Here is a 24,610-nt window from a genome sequence, read left to right as displayed (position 1 = left end):
CTGCCTGTTTCCGGCCCGGAAAGCCTCGCATGGCGGTGATCCCCTGGCCGCTGCGGCCCGTACCCCATGGCGCGCCGCCGGCGGTGGACGCCACGGCGGCCGGCGCCTGGGCGCTCATGCGCACCCGCCGCACGGTACTGCCCAAGCGGCTGGTGGCGCCCGGCCCCAGCGCCGCCGAGCTCTCGGCGATCCTGGACGCGGCGGCCCATGCGCCCGACCACGGGCAGTTGCTGCCCTGGCGCTTCGTGCTGGTGCCCGAGGCCGCGCGCGTGGCCCTGGCCGAGGTGTTTGCCCAGGCGCTGGCCGAGCGCGACGCTGCCGCCACGCCGGAGCAACTGGCGCTGGCGCGCGAGAAGGCCTACCGCGCGCCGGTGCTGCTGCTGGCCGTGGTGGACGCTGGCCGGGGCGACCCGCGCATCGACCTGCCCGAACGCCTGGTGTCCGCCGGCTGCGCGCTGCAGAACATGCTGCTCATGGCCACGGCGCAGGGCTACGGCTCGGCGCTGACCAGTGGCCGGGCCCTGAAGTCGGCGGGCCTGCGCGCCCTCTTCGGGCTGGGCCCGGACGAACTGGCCCTGTGCTTCCTAAGCATGGGCAGCGTGCAGTCGCGCAAGGCCGCGGCGCGCACACGGCCAGGGGTGGGCTCCTATGTGAGCACCCTGGGCGCCGATGGCGTGGTGCTGCCTTTCGATCCGGCCGAGGGACGCGGTTGAAGCACCTGCCTGGATTCAACACCCCGGCCGTGGGTTTCGAGGAGCCTTTCGCGATGCTCGAGGCCTGCCACGAGCGGGTGCAGCGCACGCTGGCGCTGCTGGACCGGCTGCGCGCACATCTAGGGCAGCAAGGCAGCGACGAATCCGCCCGGCAGGCCGCGCGCGACGTGCTGCGCTACTTCGACATCGCGGCGCCTCTGCACCACCAAGACGAAGAACTGCATGTGTTCCCGCCGCTGCTGGCCCAGGGGACTTCCGCGGTGGTGGCTTTGGTACAGCGCCTGCTGCAGGACCACCAGCACATGGTGGCCGACTGGGCCGCAGCGCGGCGGCCCCTGCAGGCCGTGGCGGATGGGCAGGCCAGCGCCTTCAGCGCGGCGGACGAGGCCGTGCTGGAGCGCTTTGCACTGCGCTATGCGCGCCACATCGAGGACGAGGAAGGCGTGGCCTACCCGGCCGTGCAGGGGTTGTGGGCGCCCGAAGCCCTGACCCCGATGGGGCGCGAGATGGCTGCCAGGCGGCATTCCCCGCGTGCCGAGGCGGTCAGGCCAGCACAGCCTCCGGCCAAGTCGCGCGCAGCGCCGTGAGCGAGGCGCGCTGCACGCCCTGGGCATCGAAATTGGCGGCGGCCAGCCAGCGCTCGAAGCCGGCCTTGATGGTGGGCCATTCGCTGTCGACGATGGAGAACCAGGCCGTGTCGCGGTTGCGGCCCTTGTAGACGATGGCCTGGCGGAAGATGCCCTCGAAGGTGAAGCCCAGGCGCGCAGCGGCCTGGCGCGAGGGGCCGTTCAGGCTGTCGCACTTCCATTCATAGCGCCGGTAGCCCAGGTCGGCGAACACGTACTTCATCAGCAGGTACTGCGCCTCGGTGGAGATCGGCGTGCGCTGGAGCAGCGGCGAGAACGTCACATGCCCGACCTCGACCACGCCGTTGGCCGGGTCGATGCGCATCAGTGCCAGCGTGCCCACGGCCTTGTCGGTGCGCTGGTCGATCACGGTGTAGTGCAGCGGGTCGGTGCTGGCGGCCGCCTGCTCGCAGTGGGCGCGGTAGCCGGCCTCGTCGGCAAACGGGCCCACGGTCATGTAGGTCCAGTTGCGGCCATCGGAGTCCTTCACATAGGCGGCATGCAGCTGCGCGGCATGGCGTGCGGCGTCCAGGGGTTCGAGGCGGCAGTAGCGGCCTTCGATCGTGTCGCGTGCGGGGCGCGGGCGGGCGCTCCAGCCGGGCAGGGCGGAGCCGACGGGTTGCTGGAAGGCGTTCAGGGTGGAAGCCATGCGGGGTGTCCTCGGTTGCAAGAGAAAAGGAAAGAAGAAAGCAGGCTCCCACGGTAAACTCGCCGTGGCATTGTGAAAAGTGCCAGAAGACGATGACTTTCAGGTGCCACGCATGACCGACGCTCTCGCCGAACCCCTGGTTCCCCAGACCCTGCTGGAGCAGGCGCTGGACCACAGCCCGGGCGCCGAGCCCCTGCGGCGCCAGCTGTTCCAGCGGCTGCGGCAGGCCATCCTGGACGGGCGGCTGGCCGCGGGCAGCCCGCTGCCCGGTTCGCGTGCATTGGCCGAGGCCCTGGCCCTCTCGCGCAACACGGTGACGGCCGCCTACGAGCACCTGTTGGCCGAAGGCTATGTGCTGTCGGACCGGCAGGGCACGCGGGTCGCCGCCTTGGCGCCCTCGGCCGCCGCAGCGGCGTGTGGCCAAGGGGTGGCAGCACCGGACCCCCGTACGGCGGCGCGCCTGGCGCGCATCCAGCCCAAGGCGCCGCGCCCGGGGGCGGCCCACTGGCTGAGCCCGGGCATGCCCGCCCTGTCGCAGTTTCCGCTGGCCGCCTGGCGCCGTGCGCTCGACCGGGCGTTGCGCGATGGCGGCCCTGCGGCCCTGGGCTATGGCGACCCGCTGGGCGAGAGGGCACTGCGCACCGCCATTGCGCGCCACCTGGCGCTGGCCCGGGGCGTGCGCTGCAGCGCAGAGCAGGTGGTGATCACCGAAGGCGCGCAGGAGGCCCTGGTGCTGTGCGTGCGCCTGCTCACCAACCCCGGCGACACGGCCTGGGTGGAAGACCCCGGCTACCGGGGCGCCCAATCGGCCCTGCATGGTGGCGATCTGCACACGCTGCCGCTGCGCGTGGATGCGCAGGGCCTGGTGGCCGGCGAAGCCGACTGGCGCGAGCGCACGCCGCGCCTGGTCTACACCTCGCCCTCGCACCAGTACCCGGGCGGGGCGGTGCTTTCGGTGGCACGGCGCCTGGCGCTGATGGAGCAGGCGCGCCGCCATGGCGCCTGGATCATCGAGGACGACTACGACAGCGAATTCCGCCACACGGGCGAGCCCATCGCCGCGATGCAGGGGCTGGCCGATGGGGCGCCGGTGCTCTACGTGGGCACCTTCAGCAAGACCATGTTCCCCGCGCTGCGCATCGGCTTTCTGGTGCTGCCCGAAGCCTTGCTGGCTGCCGTGCGCCAGCCGTTGGCCGAAATGCTGCGCGGCGGCCAGCGGCATGCCCAGCTGGCGCTGGCGGACTTCATCGACAGCGGCCAGTTCAGCCGCCACCTGGGCCGCATGCGCCGCCTGTACCGCGAGCGCCAGCAGCAGCTGCGTGCCGCGCTGGCGCAGCATTTCGTGGTGCCGCATGGCATCGAGGGCGGGCACTGCGGCATGCACCTGCTGGTGCGCCTGCCGCCCGCTTACCCGGACCAGGCCATCGCCACCGCCGCGCGCGGGCACGGCATGGCGCCCGCGCCGCTGTCGGCCTTCGCCCTGCAGCCCCGGCCCGAGGACAACGGGCTGGTGCTGGGTTATGGCCACACGCCCGTGGAATTGTTCGCGCCGCTGGTGCAGCGGCTGTCGCTGCTGGCGAAGGCAGCCCAGCGGGATGGTTGAGGCGGCCGCCCCGCCCGCGTGGCTGGCGATGCCTGCCATGCCCTACGGGCAGTGCAGGGCTTTCGGGCACCTCTGTGGGCGCAAGCGATACTCGCGGGTCCCCGCCTTTCGTATGCGTACTTATTTCCAATTCGCCACCCGCGTGGTGCTGACCCTTGCCGTGGCATGGGCGGCAGCCGCTGCCTGCGTGGCCCTCAAGACCCCGCTGCCCTGGATGATAGGGCCGCTGCTGGCCACCTCGCTGCTGTCCATCGCCGGCGCGCCCACCGAGAGCTGGGGCCCGCTGCGCAATGGGGGGCAGTGGACCATCGGCGCGGCCCTGGGCCTGTATTTCACGCCCCAGGTCATGGGCCTGGTGGCGGGGCTGTGGTGGGCGATCGCGCTGGGCATCGTCTGGGCGCTGGTGCTCGGCTGGCTGTTCGGTGCCTGGCTGTACCGGGTGCATGCGCCGCGCATGCACGGCGTACCGGCCAGCATGATGCGTGCGACCAGCTATTTCTCGGGCGCCATCGGCGCCGCGTCGGAGATGACCCTGCTGGCCGAGCGTGAGAACGCGCGCACCGACCTTGTGGCCGCCAGCCACAGCCTGCGCCTGCTGATCGTCACCGTGACCATTCCCTTCGCCCTGCAGTGGAGCGGGCTGCATGGCATCGACATCCTGCCGCCCGCCACGCGCCTGGTGGATTGGCCCGGCCTCGCCCTCATGGCGTTGCTCACCGGCGCGGGGGCCTTGGCCATGGACCGGCTGGGCCGCGCCAACCCCTGGTTCATGGGCGCGCTGGTGGTGTCCATGGGCTTTGCCATGGCGGGCATCACCTTCTCGGCCGTACCGCAGTGGCTGGTGAATGCCGCGCAGCTGGTGATCGGGGTCAGCCTGGGGGTGCGCTTTCGGGCGGATTTTCTGCGCACTGCGCCGCGCTGGCTGGCCAGCGTGGCCGTGGGAACCCTGGGGCTCATGGGCATCTGTGCGCTGTTCGCCGCCGTGCTGGCATGGGGCACGGGCCTGCCCTGGGTGACGCTGCTGCTGGGCACGTCGCCGGGTGGCATCACCGAGATGGCCATCACGGCCAAGGTGCTGCAGCTGGGCGTGCCGGTGGTCACGGCCTTCCAGGTGTGCCGGCTGATTGCGGTGTTGATCCTGGTGGAGCCGCTGTTCCGGCGGATCTACCCGGTGGAGTGAGCGCTGGCGTAGAGCGCTCAGTGCACCACGACGGGGTTCTGCGCCAGACCCGCATAGCGGTCCAGGGCATCTTCCACTTCTTCCTGCGTCGGGGTGTCGCGCTGCCAGGCCAGGATCTGCTGCTGGAACATCTCTGCCCACGACCCGTCCAGATAGACCTCCTTGCCGGAGCGCTTGTCCACGATCTCGAAGCCATGGCGCGCCAGCTGGGGCTTGGGCGGTGCCGTGTCATTGAGCGCCTGGCCAACGGACTCCCGGGCGTCGGGCAGCATGTGGACCACCACAAAGGATTCGGAGTCGTAGAGCATGCGCATCGTGTTCCCTTTGTCGATATGAATGTCAGATGACAGCGGGTCGGCAGAGTTCAAGGCTTGTGGGCTGGCCCTGCGTGGTAACAGTATTTCACGAATTGTGCGAAGCAGTGGCGTCGCAGGGGTATTTCGCCGGGGGTGGGGGAGAACACAACACCTGTCGGGCCACTCTCCTACAACGCATCCGGCGATCAAGCGGTGCACGGCCGCGCCCGTGCTTACGGAGGCTCAGGGTTTGTCGCTACCGCGCAGCAGCAGGTCGGCGAAGTCGCCGTTGGACTGGGTGAGCTTGATGCGCGCCGGCAGGTAGCCCAGGCCCGGCGCCAGCCACAGCTCGGCCTTCTGGTCGTAGTCGCGCCGCGGCAGGCGCAGCAGCTTCAAGGTGGGGGTGGCGCCCACGGGCAGGTGCAGGGTTTCGGGGGCCTCGATGCTGAAGGTCCAGCGGTCGGCATTGCGCGCGCTCACGGTGGTCAACGTGATCTGCGTGCCCGGCGTGTAGCGGGCCGGGTCGGCCGCCACCATGGCTGCGAGCTGGATGAACATGCTCAGCCGGTCCTGCGCGCCGGGGCCGATGGCAGCCTGCGGCGTGTTGGCGCTGAAGGTCACGCGGCCTTGCGCATAGTCGAAATGTGCGGCCTGCTCGCTGCGTGAGCGGTCCCCGAAACGCTCGGGCTGCAGTCCCTGGGCGCTCACCAGGCCGGTGCTGCGCTGGGTGCGCGAGCCAACGAGGAAGGCGCTCACTTCCTGGCGCGCCTCGTAGCGGCTGCCGTCGTGCTGCCACAGCAGCTCGGCCCGGGCCGTGTAGTCGAATTTCTTGGCCTGGCCCTTGACCTCGTAGGTCAGGCGCACGGGGGCCGGAATCTGCACCGGCGGCGCTGCGGCGCTGGCGTTCTGGCCCGTGCCGCTGCCGGGCGGAGCGATGTCGATGCCGGCCGCCGTGGGGTTCACCTCCGCAGGGGGGGGCGCGGGTGCGGCCGGTGCAGATGCGGCAGCCACGGCGGCAGAGGCTGCGGGCTCGGGCGGGGCAGGGGGTTCGGCCGTTGCGGGCGCTGCCGCCACCTCCATGGCCGGTTCGGAGGAGGTCACGGCTTCTGGCGTCGTCGCGGGCGGCTCGGCGGGGGCCGCCTCGACCGGGGTGGGGCGTGGCGGTCGCTTGCGTGGTGCGGGTGCCGGTGCGGCGGGCGGCGGGGCCGGGGCGGCCGACGGTGCGGGTGCGGGTGCCGGTGCCGCCATGGGCGCAGGCGCCGCCGCGATGGTGCGCGTGCTGAACACCTGGCCCGAGGGTGCCGCCGGGCTGTCCCACACCAGGGGCACGCCCCTGAGCAGCAGCCAGTGCAGCGCCAGCACCAGCGCGGTGAGGGCAATCAGCGTGCGCCGTGGCATCAGCGCGGCAGCCCCGGCATCAGACCGCGCCCGCGCCCAGGTCGCGCGAAAGCTGGGCCGCCGCCGCGCGCAGCGGGGCGTCGATGGCGCCGCCCCACTCGGGGTCGAAGGTGGCGACCGAGCCCAGCGTGGTGATGCCCAGCTCCAGGTGGCCGTCGGCATCGAACACCGGGGCGCAGAAGCCCACGATGCCGGGCAGCAGGGTGTCCACCACGCGCGCCGCGCCGCGCTCGCGCACCTCGGCCAGCACGGCCTGCACCTCGGCCATGGTGGTGGGCAGGTCGGTGCGGCGCATCTTGCTGGCGCGGGCGAGTTCTTCCTTGAGCAGGGGGGCGGCGACCTCCGGCGGCAGGTGGGCGGCGAAGCAGCGGCCAGTGGCTGAGGCCAGCAAGGGCATCACGTCGCCCAGCCGCAGGTTGGCGGTGACGGCCTGGGCCGACTCCTCCCAGTGCACGATGGTGGGGCCATGGTTGCCCCAGACGGCCAGGGCCAGCGTGTGGTTGATGCTCTCCATCAGCGCGGGCATGCGCTCGCGCGCCAGGCGCACCGCGTCCAGGCGTGCCAGCGACGCCAGGCCGAGCTTGAGCGCCGCGGGCCCCAGGTCGTAGCGCGCGGTGCGGCTGTCCTGGGTCACCAGGCCCAGGCGCTGAAAGCTCACGAGGTAGCGGTGGGCCTTGGCGGCGCTCATGCCGGCAGACGCGGCCAGGTCCTTGAGCATGAGCGGCCCGCGGGCGCGCGTGAGGCCCTCCAGCAGCGCAAAACCGACCTCCACGGACTGGATACCTGCACGTTCTTTGTCCATGTGCACTAAAATTCTCTGGTTTTGTTTAGTTAAATCAATTTACCCAAGCGTAATTCATGCCCGGCGTGTACTGTGCCGTCGGCACCACCGCTGTTCCAGAGACAAGAGGCCTTCACCCATGAAACTTGCTACCTACAAAGACGGCTCGCGCGACGGCCAACTGGTCGTCGTCTCGCGCGACCTGGGCACGGCCCATTATGCGACCGGCATCGCCAGCAAGCTGCAGCAGGTGCTGGACGACTGGGGCTTCCTTTCGCCCCAGCTGCAGGACCTGTACGACCAGCTCAACGCCGGCCGTGCGCGCCATGCCTTCCCGTTCGACCCGGCCCAGTGCATGGCCCCGCTGCCGCGCGCCTACCAATGGGCCGACGGCTCGGCCTACATCAACCACGTGGAGCTGGTGCGCAAGGCGCGCAACGCCGAGGTGCCCGAGAGCTTCTACACCGACCCGCTGATGTACCAGGGCGGCAGCGACGACTTCATCGGCCCCTGCGATGACGTGGTGGTGCCCAGCGAAGCCATGGGCATCGACTTCGAGGCCGAGATCGCCGTCATCACCGGCGACGTGAAGATGGGCACCACGCCCGAGCAGGCCCTGGACGGCATCCGCCTGGTGATGGTCGCCAACGACGTGAGCCTGCGCAACCTGATCCCGGCCGAACTGGCCAAGGGCTTCGGCTTCTTCCAGAGCAAGCCGGCCACCGCCTTCGGCCCCGTGGCGGTGACGCTCGACGAGCTGGGCGACGCCTGGAACCAGGGCCGCCTGGACCTGGTGGTGCAGTCCACCTGGAACGGCCGCAAGGTCGGCATGTGCGATGCCGGCCCCGAGATGACCTTCCACTTCGGCCAGTTGATCGCCCACGTGGCCAAGACGCGCAACGTGCGCGCCGGCTCCATCATCGGCAGCGGCACCGTGAGCAACAAGGGCGTGGAGCAGAACGGCCGCACCGAGTGGCCCAAGGGCTACAGCTGCATCGCCGAAAAGCGCTGCATCGAGACCATCCAGGACGGCAAGCCCAGCACCGAGTTCATGAAGTTCGGCGACACCATCCGCATCGAGGTCAAGGGCAAGGACGGCGCCAGCATTTTCGGCGCCATCGACCAGGCGATCACGGAGCCGGTCTGATGCCTGAGGCCACCTGGCGAGCCCTTGCGCGGCAGCTGCGTGCAGGCACGGCGTGCGTGGCCCTGGCCATTCCGGCGCTGGCTGCGCAGGCACAGGGCAAGGCCGATCCGGCCCCCGCCTGCCCACCCGCCGCCACCCCCATCGGCCCTGCCGATGCCGAGGCCGCCCGACGCGACGACCGCGACCGCGGCCTGCTCTGGCGCATCGAGAAGGATGGCCGCACCAGTTGGCTCTACGGCACGATCCATGCCGCCGAGCGCGGCTGGGTGCTGCCCGGCCCTGCGGTGCGCGAGGCCTTGCGCCGCGCCGACCGCATTGCGCTGGAGGTGGACTTGATGGACCCGGCGATCGCCGGTGGGCTGGCCGCCGCCGTCATGCCTGGCCCCAACACGCCCCCCTTGCCCGAACCCCTGGCCAGGCGCTTGCGCGTGCAGAGCGAAGCGCTGTGCGCCGATGCCTCCCTGGCGCGCCTGCGGCCCGAGATCCAGCTCGTGTCGCTGGTCGGCCTGGCCGCGCGCACCACGGGCATCGACCCGGCCTATGGCATCGATCTGTTCCTCGCGGGTTTGGCGCGCGCCATGGACAAGAAGGTCGTCTCGCTGGAGTCGGCCGAGGCGCAGATCGCGCTGCTGGTTTCGGACGATCCGGCCAAGGTGGCCCGCACGCTGGACGAGGGCCTCCGGCAACTCGAAGGCGGGCAGGCCCGCAAGATCATCGCCACGCTTACGCGCGCCTGGGCCGAGGGCCGACTCGAGACCCTGCGCGACTATGGCGACTGGTGCGATTGCCTGAAGACGGCCGAGGACCGCGCCGACTTCGCGCGCATCGTGGACGGGCGCAACCCCGCCCTGGCCAGCGGTATCGCCGCCCAGCATGCGGCGGGCCATTCGGTGTTCGCGGCCGTGGGCGTGCTGCACATGGTGGGCGTCCAGGGCCTGCCCGCACTGATGGAGTCCAGGGGCTTTCGCGTGACGCGCGTACCCCATGCCCTGCCCGGGGCCAGGGCCGACAGGCCATCGACGGCGCGCTAGCGAGCCGCCGCGTTCCCCTCTTTCTTTTTTCTATCCATCATGGAGACAAGCATGACCCTGCAACGCCGCACCGTTCTTTCCGCCCTGGCTGCCGCCGGAGCGTCCGCCGCAGCCCCTTGGGCCCAGGCCCAGGCCGCCTGGCCCGACCAGCCGCTGCGCTGGGTCGTGCCCTACCCGGCCGGCGGCGGCACCGACGTGCTGGCGCGCACCGTGGCCGAGGCCATGCGCCAGACCCTGGGCCAGCAGATCGTGGTGGACAACCGCCCCGGCGCGGCCACCAACATCGGCGCGCAGATGGTGGCCACGGCCAAGCCGGACGGCAACACCTTCATGTCGGCCGACAACGCCGTGCTGGCCTTCAACGAGCACCTGTTCACCAAGCTGCCGTTCAACCCCGAGAAGGACTTCACCTACGTGGGCGGCATCAGCCGCTTTCCGCTGGCGCTGGTGGTGCACCCGTCCTTCGAGGCCAAGACGCTCAAGGAATTCCTGGCCTACGCGCGGGCCAATCCCGGCAAGCTCAACTACGCATCGCCCGGCAACGGCTCGCCGCACCACCTGGCGATGGAGATGTTCAAGAACCGCACCAAGACCTTCCTCACGCACATCCCCTACCGCGGCGCAGCCCCCGCGCTGCAGGACGTGATGGGCGGCCAGGTGCCGTGCATGTTCCTGGACCTGGCCGCCGGCCTGCCCGTGATCACCTCGGGCAAGGTGCGCGCCCTGGCCATCGGCTCGGCCAAGCGCGTCTCGGCACTGCCCGACGTGCCCACCTTGGCGGAAGCCGGCGTGCCCAACACCGAGGTCTATGCCTTCCAGGGCATCCTCGGCCCAGCGGCCCTGCCGGCCGCGATCACCGCGCGCCTGAACGGCGACCTCAACAAGGCGCTGGCCAACCCCGCCGTGCTCAAGCGCATGACCGACTTCGGCATGGAGCCGCTGCCCGGCACGCCCGAGCAGTTCCGCGCCATGGCCCGCGCCGAATCCAAGCGCTGGGGCGAGATCATCAAGGCCGCGGGCGTGAAACTCGACTGAGTGGTCTTCACCGGGGCTCTCTGCCCCTGTGCCAAAGGGTTGCCATCGCCGGGTGCACCGGCGATAGTGGCCCTTTTTTCATGGCGCCAGCCGCCCAACACCCATGACCCCGACCGAAGACGTCGTCTGTGCCCGCATCCAGCTCCAGCCGGATTCCCTGCCCAGGGTGCGCGCGTGGGCGGAGCACCTGCGCACCCACCGGGACGAGGCCTTGCAGACCCTGGCGGCCGAGGGCGTGACGGTGGAGTCGGTGTTCCTCGACTCGGGGGGCGAGGGCGACTTCCTCGTCTACTACATGCGCTCGGGCTCGCAGCAGCGGGCGCAGGAGGTGGCCGCGCGCTCCGTGGCGGCCATCGATGCCTACCACCGCGCCTTCAAGCGGGACACCTGGGCACAGGTGCGGCGGCTGGATTTGCTGCTGGACCTCGCACGCACACCATGACCTCGGGTTTCCCCTGGTCTGAGCCGTGTCGATATCCGCCATGGTCGAACGTCGTAGGTTCTAGAGGGCCGTCCTCTGCTTCATAGGCACCAACCATGACCACCACCACCGGCACCGTTCGTCTCCACCGCGTCATCCGTTCCACGCCCGACCGCATCTACCGCGCCTTCCTCACGCCGCAGGCCCTGGTCAAGTGGCTGCCGCCGCACGGCTTCACGGCCGAGGTGCACGCGCTCGACGCCCGCGTGGGTGGTGCATATCGCATGTCGTTCACCAACCACGGGGCGGGCGGCAGCCATTCGTTCGGTGGCACCTACCTGGAGCTGGTGCCGGGCGAGCGCCTGCGCTACAACGCCCGCTTCGACGATGCCAACCTGCCCGGCGAGATGACCACCACGGTCACGCTGACGCCGGTGTCCTGCGGCACCGAGATGAGCGTGGTGCAGGAAGGCATTCCCGCCGTGATCCCCGCAGAGTCGTGCTACCTGGGCTGGCAGGAGTCGCTGACCCTGCTGCTCCAGCTGGTGGAGCCCGATATCCCGGCTGGGTACTGAGCGGCCGCTTGCTGCCGTCCAGGCGGGCGGCAGGCTTTTTGACATACTTGCGCTTTGCGTGGCCCGTGATGGGGCATGCGTCCCAAGGAGCCAACCCCATGTCCCTCGAAGTCTGGTTCGCCTTCGTCGCCGCCTGTGCGGTGATGCTCATCATTCCCGGTCCCACCATCCTCACGGTGATCAGCTATTCCATGGCCCACGGGCGCCGTGCCAATGTGCCGCTGGTCGCGGCCGTGGCGCTCGGTGACTCGACGGCGCTCGCCGTGTCGCTGCTGGGCCTGGGCACGCTGTTGGCCACCTCGGCCTTCTGGTTCACGGTCATCAAGTGGGCCGGCGGCCTGTACCTGCTGTACCTGGCCTTCAAGATGCTGCGCGCCGGCGTGGGCGTGGCCGAACTGGCCGCGCCCAAGGCCCCAGGCTCGCGCTGGAAACTGTTCGCCAACACCTACCTGGTCACGGCGCTCAACCCCAAGGGCATTGTGTTCTTCGTGGCGTTCTTGCCGCAGTTCATCCGCCCCGGTGCACCCATCGCCCAGCAGCTGTGGATTCTGGCCGCGACCTTCGTCACGCTGGCGGCGCTCAATGCCACGGCCTACGCCGTGTTCGCCGGTTCGGCCAGCCGGCTGCTGGCCTCGCCGCGTGCGCAGCGCCGTTTCAACCTCGCCGGGGGCTCTCTGCTGGGGGCTGCGGGCCTGTGGGCACTGATGGCGCGCCGCCCGGCCTGAGCGCGGGGAGTGCAGTGACCGGCTTTCGCTTTGACCTGCTGCGCGCGCAGGACCTGCCTCTGCTGCATGGCTGGCTGCTGCAGCCCCATGTCGCGCAGTGGTGGGAGCCGCCCGATAGCATCGATGAGCTGCACGAAGACCTGGTGGCGGAGCAGGGCGCCCCTGGCGCCACGCTGGCCTATATTGCTTCGCTCGACGGAGCCCCCATCGGCTTCATCCAGTCCTATGTCGCCATGGGCTCGGGCGATGGCTGGTGGGAGGACGTCACCGACCCCGGCGTGCGCGGCATCGACCAGTTCCTCGCGCATGCCGATCAGTTGAACCGAGGCATCGGCCGCGCGATGGTACGGGCCTTCGTCCAGCAACTGCTGGCCGACCCGACGGTGACCCTGGTGCAGACCGACCCACGCCCGGACAATGCGCGCGCCATCCGCTGCTACACCCATGCGGGCTTTTGGCCGGTGGGGGAGGTCGTCACCCCGGATGGTGCAGCGTTGCTGATGCATTGCAATGCGCTATCGCTGTAAGGCTGTGCGAATGCCGCCTGATACGCATTGCCCCGAACCTCCTCCTTCCTCCTCTTCGGCGCCCAAGGCGTCAGGAGGCACTGCGCTGCTGTTCTTGCGAACTATCGCCTTTTTCGCTGGCATCGTGGGCTTGATGATTGCCTTGATGTACTACTCCGCAGTATGTCTGTATCCAAGTGATCAGAGATTTGATGTCTGGCGCTTTGTGGCGATGTGGCTTCGAGAGCTTTTGATCGTTGGTTTCGCTGGGGCGGCGCTCATCGCGTGTGTAGTTGTCAGCATCATTTCCGGGGTGCGCAGGTTGCGGAAGACAGATTCCGATCTCAAGAGCGCGCAGGAAGCCGGCCTAGCAGCGCAACCCGAAAGCCCGCCAAGCAACTGACCTCGGATTGACTGCTTCTGTGTGCGTCAGAACCGTACCACCACCTTGCCAAAGGCGCCGCGCTCCAGGTGCGCAAAGGCTTCGGGCACCTGGTCGGAGCCGTACTCGGCCGCCACCACGGGCTGCAGCGCGTTCGCGTCGATGGCGCGCACCATGTCCTCCAGCGCGCGCCGGTGGCCCACGCTCAGGCCCTGGATGGTCGCGCGGCTGCGGATCGCGTGGTAGGCCGAACCGCTGATTTCGCCCCCCGCCAGCACGCCGATCACCGACAGCCGGCCGCCCTGTGCCAGCGCCTCCAGCGAGCGGCCCAGGTTGGCGCCGCCCACGGTTTCCAGCACCTGGTCGGCACCGCGACCGCCCGTGAGTTCGCGCACGGCAGCGGGCCAGTCCGCGTCGCGCGCCAGCACATGGCTGGCGCCCAGCGCCAGGGCCTTGTCGCGCTTGTCCTTGGCACCCGAGACGACGATGGCCTGCGCCCCATGCATGCGGGCGAACTGCAGGCCGAACAGCGCAACGCCACCCGTGCCGTGGATCAGCACCGTCTGGCCGGCGCGCAGCGACCCCTGTTCGACCAGTGCGAACCAGGCCGTGAGCGCGGCGCAGGGCAGGGTGCTGGCCTGTGCCGCGCTGAGGGTGCGGGGCGCGGCCACGGCCCACTGGGCATCGAGCAGCACGTGCGAGGCCAGCGTGCCGGGGCCCGGGCCTCCCAGGGCAAACGCCTCGGGCGGCATGGCGCCATCGAGCCAGCCGGCCATGAAGGTGCTGATCACGCGCTCTCCGCCACGCCAGCGTGTGACGCCGTCGCCCACGGACAGCACCGTGCCGGCGAGGTCGGACCCCGGCACGAAGGGCAGCGGCGGCGTCCAGCCGTAGGCGTTGTCGGTGACCATCAGGTCGCGGTAGTTCAGCGAGGCGGCTTCCACGCGCACCAGGATCTGGCCCGGGCCGGGTTGGGGCACGGGCGCCTCGGCCCGCTGCAGGTGCTGGCGGCCGAAGTCGGTGATCTGCCAGCGGTGGGGAAGGGTGGTGTCTGCCATGTCGGATGCCTTGCGGTTCATGAAGAGATGGGTCATGCTATTGGCTATCTTCATTCCGTAGTGAAGCCGTTTATTCCGATAAATAGCGACTGAAAAGAACCAATGAGCGAACGCCTAGCAGGCATCGAAGCCTTCGTCGCGGCCGTCGAGGCTGGCAATTTCGCGCTGGCCGCGCAGCGCCTGCAGCTCACGCGATCGGCCGTGGGCAAGGCGGTGGCGCGGCTGGAAGAGCGCCTGGGCACGCGCCTGTTCCATCGCACCACGCGCAGCCAGAGCCTCACCGAGAATGGCCAGGCCTACTACGAGCGCTGCCGCCGCGCGCTCGACGAACTCGATGCGGCCGATGCTGCGCTCGAAGCCGGGCGGCTCGTGCCCAGTGGCCGCGTGCGCATCACGGCGCCCGAGCTGATCGGCCGCGTGCGCCTGGCACCGCTGCTCATGGAGCTCGGTCAGCGCCATCCCCAGCTGGCGTTCGAGCTGGCCTTCAGCGACCGGCGCATCGACCTGGTCGAGGAGGGCATCGACCTGGCCGTGCGCAGCGGCCCGCTGGGCGACAGCGCGGCGCTGGTTGCGCGACCGCTCGGCCACCAGTGGATGGGTGTGTATGCTTCGCCGGCCTACCTGGCGGCCCATGGCCGGCCGGCGGACATGCAGGCACTGGTTGCCGAGCCGGCGGCGCACAGCTTTGTCGGCTATGCACGCGAGACCGGGCCGCACCCCTGGCAATTCAACGACGCTGCGGGGCGTGTGATCGACTTCATCGCGCCTTCGCGTTTTCACTTCAGCTGCAACAGCCTGGAGGTCGCGGCCATGGCCGCCATGCAGGGCGTGGGCCTGGCACGCCTGCCTGCCTGGCTGGTGGCCGATGCCGTGGCCGAGGGCCGGCTGCAGAAGGTGCTGCAGGAGCCGCAGCCCTTTGGCTACGCGCTCAGCGCGGTATGGCCGCAGGCGCGGGCGCTGCCGCTGAAGACGCGCGTGGTCATCGACATGCTGGTCGAACGCCTGCCGCCGTTGCTCGATGCACGGTGACCCTGCTGCCGGCAGGGTCGGTGCGCCAGAGTCCTAGACGACCGGTCTAATCGGCGCAAAATAGCCCCCGTGACCACCGGCCAACCCTCCGCCAAGACCCACATCCTTCGCTGTGGTGAGCGCCTCATCGCCACCAAGGGCTTTGTGGGCGTGGGGCTGGCCGAGATCCTGGCGGCGGCCGGCGTGCCCAAGGGCTCGTTCTACCATTACTTCAGCTCCAAGGAGCGCTTTGGCGAGGCCCTGCTGGCCAGCTACATGGAGCGCTACCTGGCGCACCTCGAGCAGATGCTGGCACCTGATGGGCAGCCTGCCCGCGTGCGGCTGATGCGCTACTGGGCCTACTGGAACGTATCGCAGTGCGGGGTGGACGGCCCGGCCTGCGATGCCGGTGCCGGCGAAGGCAGCAAGTGCCTGGTCGTCAAGCTCAGCGCCGAGGTGGCCGACATGTCGGACACCATGCGCATCGCCCTGCGCGATGGCACCACGCAGATCGTCGCGCGGCTCGCCCGCTGCCTGGGCGAGGCCGTGCAGGACGGCTCGGTGCCGGCCGCCACGGACCCCGAGGCCATGGCGCTCACGCTCTACGAAATGTGGCTGGGCGCCAGCCTGCTGGCCAAGCTGCGGCGCGATGGCTCATCGTTCGAGCATGCGCTGCGCGCCACGGAGGCCTTGCTGGGCGGCGCGGATGCCGGGCCCGGTGCTCCACGGGCACCCGCCAGGCCGCAAGTCGCACATGCGCAGGGAGGCCGGGCGGCGCCTCGCGCGGGCAAAGGCAAGGCGCCGCGCCTGTCCGCCTGAAAGCAGTCGTTTCAGTACCTTGCCATGCCCATTTGAATCACTAGCCGACCGGTCTACTCGAGTTCCTTTCCACCCTTCACCACCACAACCCACGGAACCCCCATGCTCAACTTCGACTTCCACAACCCGACCCACATCGCCTTCGGCAAGGACCGCATTGCCGACCTCGCCACCCTGGTGCCCGCCGCGGCCAAGGTGCTCATCCTGGTGGGCGGCGCCAGCGCCGAGAAGACCGGCACGCTGGCCGAGGTGCGCACGGCACTCGGCGCACGCCAGCACGCCACCTTCAGCGGCATCGAGCCCAACCCGAGCTACGAGACCTCGATGAAGGCCGTGGCGCAGATCAAGGGCGGCGGCTTCGATTTCCTGCTCGCCGTGGGCGGCGGCTCGGTGATCGACGCGGTGAAGTTCATCGCCGCGGCCGTGCAGTTCGACGGCGGCGATCCCTGGGCCATCCTGGAGCAGCATGGCCGCAACGTCACCGGCGCGCTGCCCTTCGGCTCGGTGCTCACCTTGCCGGCCACGGGCTCGGAGATGAACAACGGCGGCGTCATCACGCACCGTGCCAAGGGCGCCAAGCTGGCCTTCGGCAGCAAGCACACCTACCCGGTGTTCTCGGTGCTGGACCCGACCAAGACCTATACCCTGCCGCCGCAGCAGCTGGCCAATGGCGTGGTCGATGCCTTCGTGCACACGGTGGAGCAGTACCTGACCTACCCGGTGGACGGCGCGGTGCAGGACCGGTTCGCCGAAGGCATTTTGCAGACGCTGATCGAGGTGGGCCCGCGCATCCTGGCCGCGCCCGAGCCGGTGTACGCCGATCGCGCCAACCTGATGTGGACGGCCACCCTGGCGCTCAACGGCCTGATCGGTGCCGGCGTGCCGCAGGACTGGGCCACACACATGATCGGCCACGAACTGACCGCCCTGCACGGCATCGACCATGCGCGCACGCTGGCGGTGGTGCTGCCCTCGCTGCTCGATGCGCAGCGCGCGACCAAGGCTGCCAAGCTGCTGCAGTACGGCGAGCGGGTCTGGGGCATCCGCAGCGGCACCGACGACGAGCGCATCGACGCCACGATTGCCGCCACGCGCGACTTCTTCGAGCGCATGGGCATTCCCACACGCCTGTCGGCCTACGGCGTGGGCGCGGACAGCGTGGCCAAGCTGGTGGCGCAGCTCGAAGCGCACGGCATGGTCACGCTGGGTGAACACCGCGACGTGACGCCCGAGGTGAGCCGCCGCGTGCTGGAAGCGGCGCTCTGAGCACTGCCTCCATTTCCTTCACCAACCTTGAAAGCCACACCATGACGAAAAAAATCCTGATGGTCCTGACCTCGCACGACCAGCTGGGCGACACCGGCAAGAAGACGGGCTTCTGGCTCGAGGAGTTCGCCGCGCCGTACTACGTGTTCAAGGACGCGGGCGTGCAGATCACGCTGGCATCGCCCCAGGGCGGCCAGCCGCCGCTGGACCCCAAGAGCGATGACCCGGGCGCACAGACCGACGCCACGCGCCGCTTCAAGGCCGACACCGACGCACAGCGCGTGCTGGCGAACACCGTGCCGTTGGCCAGCGTGCGCGCCGAGGACTTCGACGCCGTGTTCTACCCCGGCGGCCACGGCCCGCTGTGGGACCTGGCCGAGGATGCGCTGTCGATCGCGCTCATCGAGAAGACCTTTGCCGCAGGCAAGCCCCTGGCCCTGGTCTGCCATGCCCCGGGCGTGCTGCGCCACGCCAAGGCACCGGACGGCAAGCACCTGGTCGACGGCAAGAAGGTCACCGGCTTCACCAACACCGAGGAAGAGGCCGTGCAACTGACCAAAGTGGTCCCCTTCCTCGTGGAAGACATGCTCAAGGCCGCGGGCGGCCAGTACGCCAAGGGGGCCGACTGGGCGCCCTACGTGCTGACCGATGGCAACCTGATCACCGGGCAGAACCCGGCCTCCTCGGAGCAGGGCGCGCACGCCGTGCTGCAGCAACTGGGCTGAAGCCAGGCCCCCGGGGCCTGGGCCCCGGCCAGATCAGTGCGGCAGGATTCCCGGCAGCAGCGGCCGGGCCAGCCGCTGGCGCCACCACTTGAGCGCCTCGCCCATATGCTCGGGCTTCCAGGCCAGCCAGAAGGTCTCGTCGGCCCGGGGCTCCTGCACCACCAGCTCCACCAGGATGCCGGTCTGGAGCTCGTGGAGCACGCAGGCGCGCGGCACGAAGCCGTGGCCCAGGCCCGCGCTCTGACAGGCGATCTTGGCCGCCATGGAGGGCACGGTGATGCGCCGCTGCCCTGCCAGCAGGCCCACCGTGCGGTCCGACAGCGAGCGCGCGCCATCGCCCACCACCACGGCGGTGTGCTCCAGCAGGTCGTTGCGGGCCAGCGGGCGCTGCAGCTGCGCCAGCGGGTGCGTGGCCGTCACGCAGAAGGCGAATTCCAGGCTGCCCACGGCCACCGCCTTGTAACCCCCGCCAGCCGGGCCTTCGCCCGCCGCCACGATGATGTCGGCGCGGCCTTCGCGCAGCGCCTCCCAGGTGCCGGTGAGGGCCTCGCAGCCAATGCGCAGGCGCGTGCCGCAGTTCAGGTCTTCGAAGGCGCAGATGTCGTCGTTGAAGGCGCTGGTGGGGATCAGCGAGTCGTGCACCAGGCGCAGTTCCGACTCGAAGCCCGTGGCGATCTGGCGCATGCGCGATTCCAGGTGGCCGGCCGCCACCAGCAGCCAACGCCCTTCCTTGAGCATCTCCTGCCCCGCAGGCGTGAGCGTGACGCGCGGGCCGTTGCGCGTGAACAGGGCAAAGCCCAGCTGTTCCTCCAGCTTGCCCACGGCATAGGAGATGGTGGACGGCACCTTGTGCAGTTGCTCGGACGCACCCGCGAAGGAGCCGTGCCGGGCAATGGCATCCACGAGTTCGATGGCGTCGAGGGTCAGTTTCAGCATGGCGAAGCGGGCAGAATTTCCATCATCGAAATTATCGATCATGGAGCCGTTGATGTTTCAACCTATGGCCCCCTCTGCGGCGAGATACTTTCTTCACCCGAGCACTGCAGCTCTCTGACAACTGCCAGATGGCAGACCAGGAATTCAGTGTGAACCCCATCGAATCTGAAGAAAGGACACCACCATGCTCGACATCCGCAAAGCCCACCAACGCGGCAACGCCAACCACGGCTGGCTGCATTCGCGCCACACCTTTTCGTTCGGCCACTACCGCGACCTCAAGCAGCAAGGCTTTTCGGACCTGCTGGTGATCAACGACGACCGCGTCGCCCCCTCCAAGGGCTTCGGCACCCACGGCCACCGCGACATGGAAATCTTCTCCTACGTGCTTGAAGGCGCGCTGGAGCACAAGGACTCCATGGGCACGGGCTCGGTCATCCGCCCCGGCGACGTGCAGATGATGAGCGCCGGCACCGGCGTGGAGCACAGCGAGTTCAACCACTCGGGTGACGAAGCCGTGCACTTCCTGCAGATCTGGCTCGTGCCCGGTGTGCGCGGTGCCGCACCGCGCTACCAGCAGGTGCACTTCAGCGAGGCCGACAAGCGTGGCCGCCTGCGCCAGATCATCTCGCCCGAAGGCGCGGACGGCTCCCTGGCCGTGAACCAGGACGCCCGGGTCTATGCCGGTCTGTTCGATGGCGATGAATGGGCCACGCTGGACGTGGCTGCCGACCGCCATGTGTATGTGCACGTGGCCCGCGGCAGCCTCACGGTCAACGGCGAGCGCCTGTCCGAAGGCGACGGGGCCCGCATCCGCGAGCCCAGGGAGCTGCGTTTTGCCGATGGCGAGCAGGCCGAGGTGCTTGTGTTCGACCTGCGCCCCAACGAGCTGCCAGTGATGCCCCGCTGAGTTCGCCCCCTTTTTTCAAAGCCTTTTCACTTTTCAGGAGATTCCCATGACGCCCATCGCCAAGCCCACCGCCGGTTCCACGCTGCTGACCCCGAACGACCACACCCTGGTGATGATCGACTTCCAGTCGCAGATGGCCTTTGCCACGCATTCCATCGATGCGATCACGCTGCGCTCCAACGCCGGCCTGGTGGCCAGCGCGGCGGCCGGCTTCCAGGTGCCGACCATCCTCACCACCGTGGCCGAAAAGAGCTTTTCGGGCCCCATGTTCGAGGAAGTCACCGCCCCGTTCCCCGGCCAGGCGCTGCTGGACCGCACTTCCATGAACACCTGGGAGGATGCCGGCGTGATCGATCGCATCAACGCCATCGGCAAGCCACGCATCGTGCTGGCCGGCCTGTGGACCAGCGTCTGCATCGTCGGGCCGGCCCTGTCGGCACTGGACCAGGGCTTCGAGGTCTACGTGATCGCCGACGCCAGCGGCGACATCTCCACCGAGGCCCACAACCGCGCCATGGAGCGCATGGTGCAGGCCGGTGCACGGCCCATCACCGCGCTGCAGTACCTGCTGGAGCTGCAACGCGACTGGGCCCGCACGGAGACCTATGACATGACGACGGGCATCGCCAAGAAGTTCGGCGGCGGCTACGGTCTTGGCATCACCTACGCCAAGACCATGTTCAACGCCCACGAAGGCTGAGCGCGGCTGATAAAACTCTTCTGGCGTCGTTGCTGCGTCTTGTCGTACTCGCGTACTGCCTGCGACGCAGCGCCTAGCCAGAACCGCTTCGCTGAGTTTTCTCAGCCGCGCCGGGGGTAACCTCCAGGCGCCGTTGTGGCCGCAAGTGCCATCCGCTCAATTCCCGCTTCTGAAAGAATCCTTCCCATGGCCCAGACCAGCACGCCCGACCTGATCCTGCACCACGGCCGCTTCACCACGCTCAACCGGGCCCAGCCCACGGCCAGCGCCGTGGCCATCGCGGGTGGCCGCTTCATCCAGGTCGGCACGGACCGCGAGATCCTGCCGCTGGCCGGCCCCGGCACCCGCGTCATCGACCTGCAGGGCCGTTCGGTCCTGCCCGGCCTCATCGACAACCACCTGCACATCATCCGCGGCGGCCTGAACTTCAACATGGAACTGCGCTGGGACGGCGTGCGCAGCCTGGCCGACGCCATGGCCATGCTGCGCCGCCAGGTGGCGGTGACGCCCGCGCCGCAGTGGGTGCGCGTGGTGGGCGGCTTCACCGAACACCAGTTTGCCGAGAAGCGCCTGCCCACCATCGCCGAGCTCAATGCCGTGGCGCCCGACACGCCGGTGTTCATCCTGCACCTGTACGACCGCGCCCTGCTCAACGCCGCCGCGCTGCGCGCCGTGGGCTACACGCGCGAGACCCCCGCGCCCCCGGGCGGCGAGATCGTGCGCGACAGCGCGGGCAACCCCACAGGCCTGCTGCTGGCCAAGCCCAATGCCGCCATCCTCTACGCCACGCTGGCCAAGGGCCCGAAGCTGCCGCACGACTACCAGGTCAATTCCACGCGCCACTTTATGCGCGAGCTCAACCGCCTCGGTGTCACGGGCGCCATCGACGCGGGCGGGGGCTTCCAGGCCTACCCTGACGACTACGCCGTGATCCAGGAGCTGGCCGACGCCGACCAGCTCACCATCCGCCTGGCCTACAACCTGTTCACGCAAAAGCCCAAGCAGGAGAAAGAGGACTTCCTGCACTGGACAGCCACCTCGCAGTACAAGCAGGGCACGGACTACTTTCGCCACAACGGCGCGGGCGAGATGCTGGTGTTCTCGGCTGCCGACTTCGAGGACTTCCGCCAGCCCCGGCCCGACATGGGCCCGGAGATGGAGGACGACCTGGAAGACGTGGTGCGTATCCTGGCGCAGAACCGCTGGCCCTGGCGCATGCACGCCACCTACGACGAGACCATCACCCGCGCGCTCGACGTGTTCGAGAAGGTGAACCGCGACACGCCGCTGGCCGGCCTGAACTGGTTCTTCGACCATGCCGAGACCATCTCCGAGCGGTCCATCGACCGCATCGCGGCGCTGGGCGGCGGCGTGGCCGTGCAGCACCGCATGGCCTACCAGGGTGAGTACTTCGTCGAACGCTACGGCGCCGGCGCGGCCGAGGCCACGCCGCCCGTCAAGCGCATGCTCGAAAAAGGCGTCAAGGTCTCCGCAGGCACCGACGCCACGCGTGTGGCTTCGTACAACCCCTGGGTATCCCTGTCCTGGCTGGTCACCGGCAAGACGGTGGGCGGCCTGCAGCTGACCCCGCAGCGCAACTGCCTGGACCGCGAGGCCGCGCTGCGCATGTGGACCGAGAACGTGACCTGGTTTTCCAACGAAGAGGGCAAGAAGGGCCGCATAGAGGTGGGCCAGCTCGCCGACCTGGTGGTGCCCGACCGCGACTTCTTCGCCTGCCCCGAATCCGACATCGCCGACACCACGGCCCTGCTCACCGTGGTGGGTGGCAAGGTGGTCTACGGCGTGGGCGAATTCGCCGCGCACGACGGTGCCGCGCCGCCGCCCGCCATGCCCGACTGGTCGCCGGTGCGCACCTTCGGCGGCTACGCCGGCTGGGGCGACCAGGAAGGCAAGCCCCTGCAGGCGGCCCTGCGCCAGGCGGCTGCCGCCTGTGCCTGCGCCAATGACTGCAATGTGCACGGCCACCAGCACGCCACGGCCTGGAGCAGCCAGCTGCCGATTGCCGACCTCAAGGGCTTCTGGGGCGCGCTGGGCTGCGCCTGCTGGGCGGTGTGATGTCGGAAGTCCTTCACTCCGCAGCGACCGCGCCCTGGGTGCAGTCGCTGGCCCTGCTGTGCCTGTGTGCGGCCTACCTGCAGGGCGGCCTGGCCAAGGCGCGCGACTTCGCTGGTGCCGTGGCCGAGATGCGGCACTTCGGCCTGGCGCCGGCCGCGCCGCTGGCGCCGGCCGCGCCGCTGGCGCTGGCCACGATTGCCTTGCAGCTGGGCGCTTCGGCCCTGGTGGTCTCGGGCTGGCACCGGTGGCTGGGGGCGCTGGCCCTGGCGGGCTTCACGGTGCTGGCGGCCTTCGTGGCCGACCGCTTCTGGCAGGCCGCACCGGCAGAGCGCCGGGCCACGGCCAACGCATTCTTTGAACACTGGGGTCTGGCGGGCGGTTTCGTGCTCGTGGCCTGGCACGACCTGGGAGGCCTTTATGGCGCATGAACACCAACACCCCTCCGCGCAACCTGCCGCTGCAGCCAGCGGCGGCGCCTTCGCCCCGCTGCGCCTGCCGGTGTTCGCGGTGCTGTGGGCCGCCACCATCCTGGGCAACATCGGCAGCTTCATGCGCGACGTGGCCAGCGCCTGGATGGTGACCGAGCTGTCCACCAGCCCCACGGCCGTGGCCCTGGTGCAGACGGCGGCCACGCTGCCGATCTTCCTTCTCGCGTTGCCGGCCGGCGTGCTGTCGGACATCCTTGACCGGCGGCGCTTCCTGATCGGCGTGCAGATCCTGCTGGCCGGCGTGAGCGGTGCCCTGCTGCTGCTGGCGCACACCCACACCCTCACGGTGGAGTACCTGATCGCGCTGACCTTCCTGGGCGGCGTGGGCGCAGCCCTGATGGGCCCGACCTGGCAGTCCATCGTGCCCGAGCTGGTGCCGCGCAGCGAGCTGCGCAATGCCGTGGCGCTCAACTCGCTGGGCATCAACATCGCCCGTGCCGTGGGCCCGGCGGTGGGCGGCCTGCTGCTGGCCAGCTTCGGCGCGGCAGCGGCCTATGGCCTCGACGTGCTGAGCTACGTGTTTGTGGTCGCGGCCCTGCTGTGGTGGCGCCGGCCGCCGGCCGTGGACACGGGGCGCAATGAGCAGTTCTTCGGCGCCTTCCGGGCTGGCGTGCGCTATGCCCGCGCCAGCCGCGAGCTGCACGTGGTGCTGCTGCGCGCGGCGGTGTTCTTCCTGTTCGCAAGCTCGGTGTGGGCACTGTTGCCGCTGGTGGCCCGGCGCATGCTGGGCGGCTCGGCCGGGTTCTATGGCGTGCTGCTGGGCGCGGTGGGTGCGGGCGCCATCTTGGGCGCCGTGCTGCTGCCCCGGCTGCGCCGCCGGCTCGACACCGATGGCCTGGTGCTCACCGCCTCGCTGCTCACCGCGGTGGTGATGGCGGTGCTCACGCTGGCGCCGCCGCAATGGGCCGCCGTGGCACTGATGCTGGTGCTGGGCCTGGGCTGGATCATCGCGCTGACCACCCTCAACGGCGTGGCCCAGGCGGTGCTGCCCAACTGGGTGCGCGGGCGCGGCCTGGCCATCTACCTCATGGTGTTCAACGGTGCCATGGCGGCCGGCAGCCTGGGCTGGGGCCTGGTGGCGGGGCAAATGGGGTTGGCGACCACGCTGCTCATCGGCGCGGCCGGGCTGGTGCTGGTGGCCTTCGTGTTCCACCGCGTGAAGCTGCCCACGGGCGAGGCGGACCTGCAGCCCTCGCGCCACTGGCCCGAGCCCCTGCTGGCCGAACCCGTGGCGCACGACCGCGGCCCGGTCATGGTGCAGGTGGAGTACCGCATCCGCAAGGAGGACCAGCCGGCCTTCCTGCAGGCCATGCAACGGGTGGCCGCGGAGCGCCGGCGCGACGGCGCCTATGCCTGGGGCGTGGCCGAGCACACGGGCGAGCCCGAGCGCGTGATCGAATGGTTCCTGGTCGAATCCTGGGCCGAGCACCTGCGCCAGCACGACCGCGTCTCCCAGGCCGATGCCGACCTGCAGGCCCAGGCGCTGCGCTTTCACCAGGGGCCTGGCAAGCCCGTGGTGCACCACTACCTGGCGCTGGCGCCAGGGGCTTGAGGGC

Annotated in this window: 26 protein-coding genes and 1 pseudogene; 21 read left to right on the top strand and 6 right to left on the bottom strand. The window is 69.8% G+C overall.

Annotated features, from left to right (window positions below; translation table 11 throughout):
- The first annotated feature begins 29 nt into the window (after positions 1-29).
- Positions 30-713 (top strand): nitroreductase family protein, encoded by a 684-nt coding sequence (locus tag AC07PF_RS04140; protein ID WP_007856014.1) that lies wholly within the window; start codon positions 30-32, stop codon positions 711-713.
- A gap of 53 nt (positions 714-766) precedes the next feature.
- Positions 767-1,300, top strand: coding sequence for a hemerythrin domain-containing protein (locus tag AC07PF_RS04135; RefSeq protein WP_494611003.1), 534 nt, complete (start codon positions 767-769; stop codon positions 1,298-1,300).
- Here the strand turns inward: AC07PF_RS04135 and AC07PF_RS04130 are convergent.
- A pseudogene (locus AC07PF_RS04130) lies at positions 1,287-1,988 on the bottom strand (GNAT family N-acetyltransferase); the annotation flags it as partial. The gene AC07PF_RS04135 and the pseudogene AC07PF_RS04130 sit on opposite strands and share 14 nt — an antisense overlap.
- Before the next feature lie 112 nt (positions 1,989-2,100).
- Between AC07PF_RS04130 and pdxR the strand changes: the two are divergent.
- Together pdxR and AC07PF_RS04120 are read left to right on the top strand one after the other, a co-directional pair.
- On the top strand, positions 2,101-3,591 hold the full coding sequence (gene pdxR, locus AC07PF_RS04125; RefSeq protein WP_494610970.1) for a MocR-like pyridoxine biosynthesis transcription factor PdxR: 1,491 nt from the start codon (positions 2,101-2,103) through the stop codon (positions 3,589-3,591).
- A 112-nt stretch (positions 3,592-3,703) separates the two neighbouring features.
- Positions 3,704-4,771 (top strand): AbrB family transcriptional regulator, encoded by a 1,068-nt coding sequence (locus tag AC07PF_RS04120; RefSeq protein ID WP_494610969.1) that lies wholly within the window; start codon positions 3,704-3,706, stop codon positions 4,769-4,771.
- A gap of 17 nt (positions 4,772-4,788) precedes the next feature.
- On the opposite strand, the gene AC07PF_RS04115 is transcribed toward AC07PF_RS04120, so the two are convergent.
- From AC07PF_RS04115 to AC07PF_RS04105, 3 genes are all read right to left on the bottom strand, one after another.
- Positions 4,789-5,085, bottom strand: coding sequence for a BTH_I0359 family protein (locus AC07PF_RS04115; protein ID WP_494610968.1), 297 nt, complete (start codon positions 5,083-5,085; stop codon positions 4,789-4,791).
- Positions 5,086-5,310: 225 nt separating this feature from the next.
- On the bottom strand, positions 5,311-6,465 hold the full coding sequence (locus AC07PF_RS04110; RefSeq protein WP_494610967.1) for a DUF3108 domain-containing protein: 1,155 nt from the start codon (positions 6,463-6,465) through the stop codon (positions 5,311-5,313).
- Positions 6,466-6,484: 19 nt separating this feature from the next.
- Complete coding sequence (locus tag AC07PF_RS04105; protein WP_007848775.1) at positions 6,485-7,267, bottom strand: IclR family transcriptional regulator; 783 nt, start codon at positions 7,265-7,267, stop codon at positions 6,485-6,487.
- Between the two features lie 118 nt (positions 7,268-7,385).
- Between AC07PF_RS04105 and AC07PF_RS04100 the strand changes: the two genes are divergently transcribed.
- From AC07PF_RS04100 to AC07PF_RS04065, 8 genes are all read left to right on the top strand, one after another.
- Complete coding sequence (locus AC07PF_RS04100; RefSeq protein ID WP_494610966.1) at positions 7,386-8,393, top strand: fumarylacetoacetate hydrolase family protein; 1,008 nt, start codon at positions 7,386-7,388, stop codon at positions 8,391-8,393.
- Complete coding sequence (locus tag AC07PF_RS04095; protein ID WP_494610965.1) at positions 8,393-9,424, top strand: TraB/GumN family protein; 1,032 nt, start codon at positions 8,393-8,395, stop codon at positions 9,422-9,424. The genes AC07PF_RS04100 and AC07PF_RS04095 overlap by 1 nt, the downstream gene beginning before the upstream one ends.
- 57 nt (positions 9,425-9,481) lie before the next feature.
- Positions 9,482-10,459: a Bug family tripartite tricarboxylate transporter substrate binding protein gene (locus tag AC07PF_RS04090; RefSeq protein WP_494611002.1), complete on the top strand. Its 978-nt coding sequence runs from the start codon at positions 9,482-9,484 to the stop codon at positions 10,457-10,459.
- Between the two features lie 103 nt (positions 10,460-10,562).
- Positions 10,563-10,901, top strand: coding sequence for a DUF6176 family protein (locus AC07PF_RS04085; protein WP_007848781.1), 339 nt, complete (start codon positions 10,563-10,565; stop codon positions 10,899-10,901).
- Between the two features lie 95 nt (positions 10,902-10,996).
- On the top strand, positions 10,997-11,455 hold the full coding sequence (locus AC07PF_RS04080) for an SRPBCC family protein (RefSeq protein WP_145694900.1): 459 nt from the start codon (positions 10,997-10,999) through the stop codon (positions 11,453-11,455).
- 98 nt (positions 11,456-11,553) lie between these two features.
- On the top strand, positions 11,554-12,180 hold the full coding sequence (locus AC07PF_RS04075) for a LysE family translocator (RefSeq protein WP_007848784.1): 627 nt from the start codon (positions 11,554-11,556) through the stop codon (positions 12,178-12,180).
- 14 nt (positions 12,181-12,194) lie between these two features.
- A complete protein-coding gene (locus AC07PF_RS04070; protein WP_494610964.1) occupies positions 12,195-12,707 on the top strand; it encodes a GNAT family N-acetyltransferase in 513 nt (170 codons plus the stop codon).
- Positions 12,708-12,717: 10 nt separating this feature from the next.
- Positions 12,718-13,089, top strand: coding sequence for a hypothetical protein (locus tag AC07PF_RS04065; protein WP_494610963.1), 372 nt, complete (start codon positions 12,718-12,720; stop codon positions 13,087-13,089).
- Between the two features lie 26 nt (positions 13,090-13,115).
- Here the strand turns inward: AC07PF_RS04065 and AC07PF_RS04060 are convergent, their stop codons facing one another.
- Positions 13,116-14,162 carry a zinc-dependent alcohol dehydrogenase family protein gene (locus AC07PF_RS04060; protein ID WP_494609183.1) on the bottom strand — a complete coding sequence of 349 codons (1,047 nt, stop codon included), beginning with the start codon at positions 14,160-14,162 and terminating at the stop codon, positions 13,116-13,118.
- A 66-nt stretch (positions 14,163-14,228) separates the two neighbouring features.
- Between AC07PF_RS04060 and AC07PF_RS04055 the strand changes: the two genes are divergently transcribed.
- The 4 genes from AC07PF_RS04055 (at position 14,229) to AC07PF_RS04040 (ending at position 17,944) form a co-directional block, all read left to right on the top strand.
- The gene (locus AC07PF_RS04055) at positions 14,229-15,155 is read left to right on the top strand and encodes a LysR family transcriptional regulator (protein WP_494610962.1); all 927 of its coding nucleotides are present in this window, start codon (positions 14,229-14,231) and stop codon (positions 15,153-15,155) included.
- Positions 15,156-15,224: 69 nt separating this feature from the next.
- Entirely contained in the window at positions 15,225-15,953 is a 729-nt protein-coding gene (locus AC07PF_RS04050) for a TetR/AcrR family transcriptional regulator (RefSeq protein ID WP_494610961.1), read from the top strand.
- Positions 15,954-16,055: 102 nt separating this feature from the next.
- Positions 16,056-17,219, top strand: a complete 1,164-nt coding sequence (locus AC07PF_RS04045) for an iron-containing alcohol dehydrogenase (RefSeq protein ID WP_494610960.1) — start codon at positions 16,056-16,058, stop codon at positions 17,217-17,219.
- Positions 17,220-17,260: 41 nt separating this feature from the next.
- A complete protein-coding gene (locus AC07PF_RS04040; protein WP_494610959.1) occupies positions 17,261-17,944 on the top strand; it encodes a type 1 glutamine amidotransferase domain-containing protein in 684 nt (227 codons plus the stop codon).
- 33 nt (positions 17,945-17,977) lie between these two features.
- Here AC07PF_RS04040 and AC07PF_RS04035 read toward each other — a convergent pair whose 3' ends face one another.
- Complete coding sequence (locus tag AC07PF_RS04035) at positions 17,978-18,880, bottom strand: LysR family transcriptional regulator (RefSeq protein WP_494609188.1); 903 nt, start codon at positions 18,878-18,880, stop codon at positions 17,978-17,980.
- 184 nt (positions 18,881-19,064) lie between these two features.
- Between AC07PF_RS04035 and AC07PF_RS04030 the strand changes: the two genes are divergently transcribed.
- The 5 genes from AC07PF_RS04030 (at position 19,065) to AC07PF_RS04010 (ending at position 24,606) form a co-directional block, all read left to right on the top strand.
- Complete coding sequence (locus AC07PF_RS04030; RefSeq protein ID WP_494609189.1) at positions 19,065-19,790, top strand: pirin family protein; 726 nt, start codon at positions 19,065-19,067, stop codon at positions 19,788-19,790.
- A gap of 46 nt (positions 19,791-19,836) precedes the next feature.
- On the top strand, positions 19,837-20,490 hold the full coding sequence (locus AC07PF_RS04025) for a hydrolase (protein WP_007848820.1): 654 nt from the start codon (positions 19,837-19,839) through the stop codon (positions 20,488-20,490).
- Positions 20,491-20,676: 186 nt separating this feature from the next.
- A complete protein-coding gene (locus AC07PF_RS04020; RefSeq protein ID WP_494610958.1) occupies positions 20,677-22,566 on the top strand; it encodes an amidohydrolase in 1,890 nt (629 codons plus the stop codon).
- On the top strand, positions 22,566-22,994 hold the full coding sequence (locus tag AC07PF_RS04015) for a DoxX family protein (RefSeq protein ID WP_494610957.1): 429 nt from the start codon (positions 22,566-22,568) through the stop codon (positions 22,992-22,994). The genes AC07PF_RS04020 and AC07PF_RS04015 overlap by 1 nt, the downstream gene beginning before the upstream one ends.
- Positions 22,984-24,606, top strand: a complete 1,623-nt coding sequence (locus AC07PF_RS04010) for an MFS transporter (RefSeq protein WP_494610956.1) — start codon at positions 22,984-22,986, stop codon at positions 24,604-24,606. Before AC07PF_RS04015 ends, AC07PF_RS04010 begins: the two co-directional genes overlap by 11 nt.
- The last annotated feature ends 4 nt before the right edge of the window (positions 24,607-24,610 follow it).

The sequence above is a fragment of the Acidovorax sp. GW821-FHT10A04 genome (genome assembly GCF_059415825.1).
The sequence above is the reverse complement of the archived record's forward strand: the minus strand, read 5'-3'. Positions and strand labels throughout refer to the sequence as shown.

Excerpts from the sequence above, each read along its gene's own strand:
- pdxR (WP_494610970.1), top strand. The coding sequence starts at position 2,101 with ATGACCGACGCTCTCGCCGAACCCCTGGTTCCCCAGACCCTGCTGGAG.
- AC07PF_RS04060 (WP_494609183.1), bottom strand. The coding sequence starts at position 14,162 with ATGACCCATCTCTTCATGAACCGCAAGGCATCCGACATGGCAGACACC.
- AC07PF_RS04100 (WP_494610966.1), top strand. The coding sequence starts at position 7,386 with ATGAAACTTGCTACCTACAAAGACGGCTCGCGCGACGGCCAACTGGTC.
- AC07PF_RS04045 (WP_494610960.1), top strand. The coding sequence starts at position 16,056 with ATGCTCAACTTCGACTTCCACAACCCGACCCACATCGCCTTCGGCAAG.
- AC07PF_RS04085 (WP_007848781.1), top strand. The coding sequence starts at position 10,563 with ATGACCCCGACCGAAGACGTCGTCTGTGCCCGCATCCAGCTCCAGCCG.
- AC07PF_RS04025 (WP_007848820.1), top strand. The coding sequence starts at position 19,837 with ATGACGCCCATCGCCAAGCCCACCGCCGGTTCCACGCTGCTGACCCCG.
- AC07PF_RS04080 (WP_145694900.1), top strand. The coding sequence starts at position 10,997 with ATGACCACCACCACCGGCACCGTTCGTCTCCACCGCGTCATCCGTTCC.
- AC07PF_RS04135 (WP_494611003.1), top strand. The coding sequence starts at position 767 with ATGCTCGAGGCCTGCCACGAGCGGGTGCAGCGCACGCTGGCGCTGCTG.
- AC07PF_RS04030 (WP_494609189.1), top strand. The coding sequence starts at position 19,065 with ATGCTCGACATCCGCAAAGCCCACCAACGCGGCAACGCCAACCACGGC.
- AC07PF_RS04035 (WP_494609188.1), bottom strand. The coding sequence starts at position 18,880 with ATGCTGAAACTGACCCTCGACGCCATCGAACTCGTGGATGCCATTGCC.
- AC07PF_RS04115 (WP_494610968.1), bottom strand. The coding sequence starts at position 5,085 with ATGCGCATGCTCTACGACTCCGAATCCTTTGTGGTGGTCCACATGCTG.
- AC07PF_RS04055 (WP_494610962.1), top strand. The coding sequence starts at position 14,229 with ATGAGCGAACGCCTAGCAGGCATCGAAGCCTTCGTCGCGGCCGTCGAG.
- AC07PF_RS04065 (WP_494610963.1), top strand. The coding sequence starts at position 12,718 with ATGCCGCCTGATACGCATTGCCCCGAACCTCCTCCTTCCTCCTCTTCG.
- AC07PF_RS04075 (WP_007848784.1), top strand. The coding sequence starts at position 11,554 with ATGTCCCTCGAAGTCTGGTTCGCCTTCGTCGCCGCCTGTGCGGTGATG.
- AC07PF_RS04105 (WP_007848775.1), bottom strand. The coding sequence starts at position 7,267 with ATGGACAAAGAACGTGCAGGTATCCAGTCCGTGGAGGTCGGTTTTGCG.
- AC07PF_RS04015 (WP_494610957.1), top strand. The coding sequence starts at position 22,566 with ATGTCGGAAGTCCTTCACTCCGCAGCGACCGCGCCCTGGGTGCAGTCG.
- AC07PF_RS04140 (WP_007856014.1), top strand. The coding sequence starts at position 30 with ATGGCGGTGATCCCCTGGCCGCTGCGGCCCGTACCCCATGGCGCGCCG.
- AC07PF_RS04020 (WP_494610958.1), top strand. The coding sequence starts at position 20,677 with ATGGCCCAGACCAGCACGCCCGACCTGATCCTGCACCACGGCCGCTTC.
- AC07PF_RS04120 (WP_494610969.1), top strand. The coding sequence starts at position 3,704 with ATGCGTACTTATTTCCAATTCGCCACCCGCGTGGTGCTGACCCTTGCC.
- AC07PF_RS04095 (WP_494610965.1), top strand. The coding sequence starts at position 8,393 with ATGCCTGAGGCCACCTGGCGAGCCCTTGCGCGGCAGCTGCGTGCAGGC.
- AC07PF_RS04010 (WP_494610956.1), top strand. The coding sequence starts at position 22,984 with ATGGCGCATGAACACCAACACCCCTCCGCGCAACCTGCCGCTGCAGCC.
- AC07PF_RS04040 (WP_494610959.1), top strand. The coding sequence starts at position 17,261 with ATGACGAAAAAAATCCTGATGGTCCTGACCTCGCACGACCAGCTGGGC.
- AC07PF_RS04110 (WP_494610967.1), bottom strand. The coding sequence starts at position 6,465 with ATGCCACGGCGCACGCTGATTGCCCTCACCGCGCTGGTGCTGGCGCTG.